At 64.2% G+C, this 4,588-nt stretch carries 7 protein-coding genes; 4 read left to right on the top strand and 3 right to left on the bottom strand.

The features are described 5' to 3' along the window. Positions 1-87 precede the first annotated feature (87 nt). Positions 88-366 (bottom strand): Clp protease N-terminal domain-containing protein, encoded by a 279-nt coding sequence (locus tag H7I87_RS18550; protein WP_083071837.1) that lies wholly within the window; start codon positions 364-366, stop codon positions 88-90. Positions 367-715: 349 nt separating this feature from the next. Between H7I87_RS18550 and H7I87_RS18545 the strand changes: the two genes are divergently transcribed. Both H7I87_RS18545 and H7I87_RS18540 read left to right on the top strand, forming a co-directional pair. Beyond that, positions 716-943, top strand: coding sequence for an antitoxin Xre/MbcA/ParS toxin-binding domain-containing protein (locus H7I87_RS18545; RefSeq protein ID WP_236723446.1), 228 nt, complete (start codon positions 716-718; stop codon positions 941-943). Next, positions 944-1,504, top strand: a complete 561-nt coding sequence (locus tag H7I87_RS18540) for an RES domain-containing protein (RefSeq protein ID WP_023900946.1) — start codon at positions 944-946, stop codon at positions 1,502-1,504. 774 nt (positions 1,505-2,278) lie between these two features. Here H7I87_RS18540 and H7I87_RS18535 read toward each other — a convergent pair. Continuing rightward, positions 2,279-2,464, bottom strand: a complete 186-nt coding sequence (locus tag H7I87_RS18535; protein WP_083071838.1) for a hypothetical protein — start codon at positions 2,462-2,464, stop codon at positions 2,279-2,281. 186 nt (positions 2,465-2,650) lie between these two features. Beyond that, positions 2,651-3,328 carry a Crp/Fnr family transcriptional regulator gene (locus H7I87_RS18530; RefSeq protein ID WP_023900974.1) on the bottom strand — a complete coding sequence of 226 codons (678 nt, stop codon included), beginning with the start codon at positions 3,326-3,328 and terminating at the stop codon, positions 2,651-2,653. A gap of 99 nt (positions 3,329-3,427) precedes the next feature. Here H7I87_RS18530 and H7I87_RS18525 point away from each other — a divergent pair, with 99 nt between their 5' ends. Together H7I87_RS18525 and H7I87_RS18520 are read left to right on the top strand one after the other, a co-directional pair. Continuing rightward, on the top strand, positions 3,428-3,772 hold the full coding sequence (locus H7I87_RS18525) for a PE-PGRS family protein (protein WP_083071835.1): 345 nt from the start codon (positions 3,428-3,430) through the stop codon (positions 3,770-3,772). A 388-nt stretch (positions 3,773-4,160) separates the two neighbouring features. Next, positions 4,161-4,535 (top strand): hypothetical protein, encoded by a 375-nt coding sequence (locus H7I87_RS18520; protein ID WP_083071834.1) that lies wholly within the window; start codon positions 4,161-4,163, stop codon positions 4,533-4,535. Positions 4,536-4,588: the final 53 nt, after the last annotated feature.

Here is a 4,588-nt window from a genome sequence, read left to right as displayed (position 1 = left end):
AGCGACCAAGGACCAGGAGCGCCGGCGAGAAGCAACGCCGGAAACCCCTGCCGCCCAACGACTTATCCACCAACCAACGAGCCGCCATCAACCCCAACACCACCCACATGAAAGATTGAGGCTAAACGGCAGATGCCCGGGCTGCGGCTCACCGACCGGGCCGATCGAATCCTCGACCCGCGCCCGGACCGCATCAGAGGCTACGTTGAACGCGTCCAACGCGTCCGCGACGACGCTGTCTGCTTCTCCGCCAAGCAATCCCAGAAGTAGATGCTCGGTGCCAATGTAATCGCTACCGTGCATCCGGGCCTCTTGATGCGCCTGGGTAACCGCTGCGCGGGCAGCCATGCTGAACGCTTCGAACACGCGTAACACGCTACGCGCACAATCGCCACAAGAGCTTCGACGCGTCGTCGCGCGCAACTAGCAGCCCGTGGTCAAAGAACGAACTCGACTGGCAGGTTGATGCCAGAAGCCGACTCGCAGGTCATGAGGCGGCGTCACCGACGACAACCCGAGACCATGTTTGCCCAACGGTTTTGTTGGGTAGAATGGCGTCATGGTATCCAGCGAAAGAAAGACAACAGCGAGGTCGGCCCGGGTGGGGGCCGACGATCCACTGGCTGCTTCAAGGGTGCGGTATCTCGTCGACATGCTCGGCGGCGCCCAGCTGGCGTCCTTGGTGGGTGTGAATCGGTCACAACCGTCGCGATGGATGACCGGGGATGAGCGTCCGGGCCCGGTCGCGGCCCCGCTGCTGATCGACCTCGAGCATGTCATCGCCCGGGCCCGACTCGTATGGGGGGAAACCGCGGCCGCGACGTGGTTGGTCAGTGCCAACAGCTACCTCGACGGTGCGCGACCATTGGACGTGTTGCAGCTCTCTGGGCCCGCCCCGGTACTGGAATCGCTCGACGCCGAAACGTGGGGTGGGGCAGCCTGAGTGCTCGCCTACCGCGTCTTCCCTTACCTGGCCCGCGCGCGACCCGGTCAACCGGGCCACCCGTTGTACGAGCATCGTCCGCAGCGCGGCGGGCGAATCGATCACCCGGATTACCACGTCTGGTACCTATCGCGGCTTGCCGAAGCGGCGTGCGGGGAAACCTTTGGCAACCTCGCACAGTGGGACCCCTCGATGCTGGAATTCCCGCAGCTGCCGGGGGCGCGGCGGGCGCTGGGTGTCTATCGGCTCCCAGACGACCTACGGGTGCTCGATCTGGACGACCCGGCGCAGCTGGTGCGCCTCGGGCTGCGCCCAACGCAGGTGGTGGTCCGGAATCTGGCTGTCACCCGGGCATGGGGTCATCGGATCTGGTCGGAAACCGACCCGCATACCGGAGATCGCAACTGGCAAGCGGTGTCGTGGTGGTCCTACCACCGCCCCGTGTGGACGGTGCTGGCGAGCTGGCTGCGCCCCGAGTTGGCACGCGTCGAATCACTCGAGGTCGATCATCCCGCACTTGTTGAAGCCGCAAAGGCGTTGCACCGCACCATCAACACCTGAGAAAATTCCGACGCCTACAGCCGTGCCAGCACACTGAGAACTCGGAAACGATCCGCGGCTGGCGGCCGGGCTTACCCAGAACGCCGCCCGGTGTCGAGGCACCCTACGAGCCTGTTGTTCTCCTGGCGTTTCACGAAATGTGTTGAGCAACTACGTCACCAGGCCTGGATAATCGCCTGCAGCAGACGCGTCCCGCGGGAGCGGGGATCCACCTCGCCATGCAGCACCAGAAGGCCGAACCAGCAAGGTGCGCCACTGGACCCGGTCTCGCCGTTGCTGGTCCTGCCAGCTGCTGGATGCTGTGGTGGAGCATCGATTCCGGCTATCTGTGATGGTCGGACTGGGGATCATCGGAATCGCATTCAGTGTGGTCGCGCTCGTTACCTTGGTTGTCTATCCCGACTTCAGATAGAACTGCGCCAGAACATGATTCGGGGTTCAACGGATCACCAACTCCGATGGCGCGGCGCATCCGCAGGGCGACCACTTCGAGGTTGAGGTCGATAGTGAAGATCAACCTGTTTTCCACGACGCGTAGACCGTCAGAAAACCGCAGCAGAGATGACAGTTCGGCTTAGCGCGCATCGAGTGAGGTGGTGCTGAGCTGGCTCAGTTCCTGCGTGGCTTCAGCCGTCGAGTCCATCTGATGCGGCCTACTCGGAGGCCGTTGTTCCTGTCCCCGATTCGCGGACTTCATTGCGGGAGATATCGCTGCCAGCGCTGTTGCGGCGGCGCTGGTCGGTTGCCCGCGGAAACCGCTACCAGCGCGCGACCTTAGGAGGTTCGGCGTAGCTGTAGGACGTCGCGGACGACGCAGCCCACGCGATCGGCAGCCTCAGCCGGCGATAGTTCTGGGTTGAGCAGGATCTGCAACTCGTCGGCGGTGAAGATCGGTTCGGTCTCCCACGGCGCTTTATCCCACCCGGTTTCACTGAATCCCGAAAAGAGTTCATCACGCATCGCTAACCTCACGAAAGCAGTAGTGGCTGTGGCTATGTCGATAGTCACGACATGAAGGCGATCGATCGTCAGCTGTGCGTGGACTGCGTTGCCCTGCCACGCTGACCGCGTGTGCTGATCGTAGCGGGGACGGCCTCAGGCCGCATGGCGAGGCGCCGCGGCAGATAGGGCCGGCCGAGTTGTTGGTCAGCGGGCGCGGTGGGCGAGTTTTTCAGGCGCGAGGATGACCAGCGTCTTGCCTTCTTGGCGGATCCAGCCGCGCTGAGTGAAATCGGAGAGGGCTTTGTTGACCGTCTCGCGGGAGGAGCCAACGAGTTGCGCGAGTTCTTCCTGGGTGAGATCGAGCACGACGCGCAGCGTGTGTTCGGTGCCGGTCCCCCCGAATCGGTTGGCCTGGTAGAGCAGTTGTTTGGCCACCCGGCCCGGAACGTCGGTGAAGATCAGATCACACAGCGTGTCGTTGGTGCGTCGTAGTCGGCGGGCCAGCATTTGCAGGAGTTGGTAAGCCATGCTGGGGTAGGCGGCGATCCAGGCCCGCAGCGCGCGGCGGTCCATCCGCACCGCATGCACTTCGGTCAACGTCGTCACGGTCGAGGTTCGTGGTCCGGGGTCGAACAGGGCGAGCTCGCCGAACACCTCGGTCGATCCGAGCACTGCGACCAGGGTTTCGCGGCCGTCTGGTGTTTTACGCGCGATTTTCACTTTGCCCGCGAGCACGATGTACAAGTCGCTGCCTGGCTCGCCTTCGGTGAACACGGTGTGTCGGGCCGGGAAGCTCACCTGCTTGAGTTCGTCGGCCAGGGCGGCGACGGCGTCGGGCCCGACGCCGTGCAGCATTGCGGCTCGCGCTAGAACGTCCTGCACCAGAGCGCCTTTCGCGTCTGCGGTGTCACAGAGACTCCCGTGTGTGGGCTTCGCCACAGGCAGGTTATGCGTGCCCGCGTGGCGTGGTATTCACGACGAATGTTAGCTCATCTAACCCTTACCAAAGCGCTGGCGTCGGCTGGGGCGGTCGGTGCGCTACTCGCTGCCGCCCCGGTGATCCCAGCCAGCATTCCTTCCTCGAGTGCAGCGCTGATGACTGTGCATGCCGTCGACTTCAAGCGGGACCCCGGTGGCGGCGGCTGCGACGGCAACGGCAATTGCGGCTGGGGCGGCCAAAACGACGGCCCCGGCGGGGGCCCTGGTGGACACGGCTGCCTAGCCGGGGTCGGTTGCGGCTCTGGCGGCCAGTTCGCCGGCCCCGGCGGGGTTCCCGGCGGGACCGGGTGCCTGCCCGGCGTCGGTTGCGGATCAGGCCATGCCTAACACGCCATGGCGGCCGCGAGCGCCCGTCAGGGTGATTGGTGGCGCTTGCACATCGATGACCTCGACGCATACTCGGCAACTCCAGTCCACGAGTTGCAGAGATCCGCGTTCGAATCGTATTGGGCCACAACCTATTAGTCCGATAGCGGACCGCTCAGTTCGATGCACGATCGACTGTGTGTTTGTTGTTGCGCCGATAATCGTCGGGCGCCCACTGCGGCGCCATCACCGGACCGCTCCGCAGAGATTATCCGGGATCGAACACCAGCTGCGCGGGTCGGCCGCCGCGATCGTAAGGGTCGACCGGGATCAGTGAAACTGGTGCACTGCGCAGCCACACGATGTCCTGACAGCTCGAAGTCACACGCGTGGGGCAGACTAACCCGTCATGCGGGTGCGCTACTTCAATCAGCCTTGGTGGCTGCGGTGGCTGCTCAATTCGGCCTTCATCGGATCCGCCTTCGCGGTGGTCTGGCTTGTACAGGTCACGCACCCCTGGGAGCGCGTCGATCCGATGGTGCTGACCATGGCGCTGGCGGGCTACGGCTTGACGGCCGGCGCACTGTCCACCTGGGGCCAGCAGCCCGCCCGCAGGGCCTATGCGGAGGCGTATCGTGGGCTGACCCCAGCCCAGCGCGCCGATGCGGCGCGCGCACTGCGCGGCGGTGCTTTGCCCGCCGATGGCCAGGTGTTAGCCTCGACGTTTCATGAATTGGCTGGTGACGCGGGCCCTGTAATGCACGGAAGTGCCTGTCCTGCTTGAGAACATTGACTTGCTGAGGGTCAAGGTTTCATCAAGTGGAAAGGCACTCCGTA

It is taken from the genome of Mycobacterium timonense, from assembly GCF_025821985.1.
Taxonomy (GTDB): Bacteria; Actinomycetota; Actinomycetes; order Mycobacteriales; family Mycobacteriaceae; genus Mycobacterium; species Mycobacterium avium.
The sequence above is the reverse complement of the archived record's forward strand: the minus strand, read 5'-3'. Positions and strand labels throughout refer to the sequence as shown.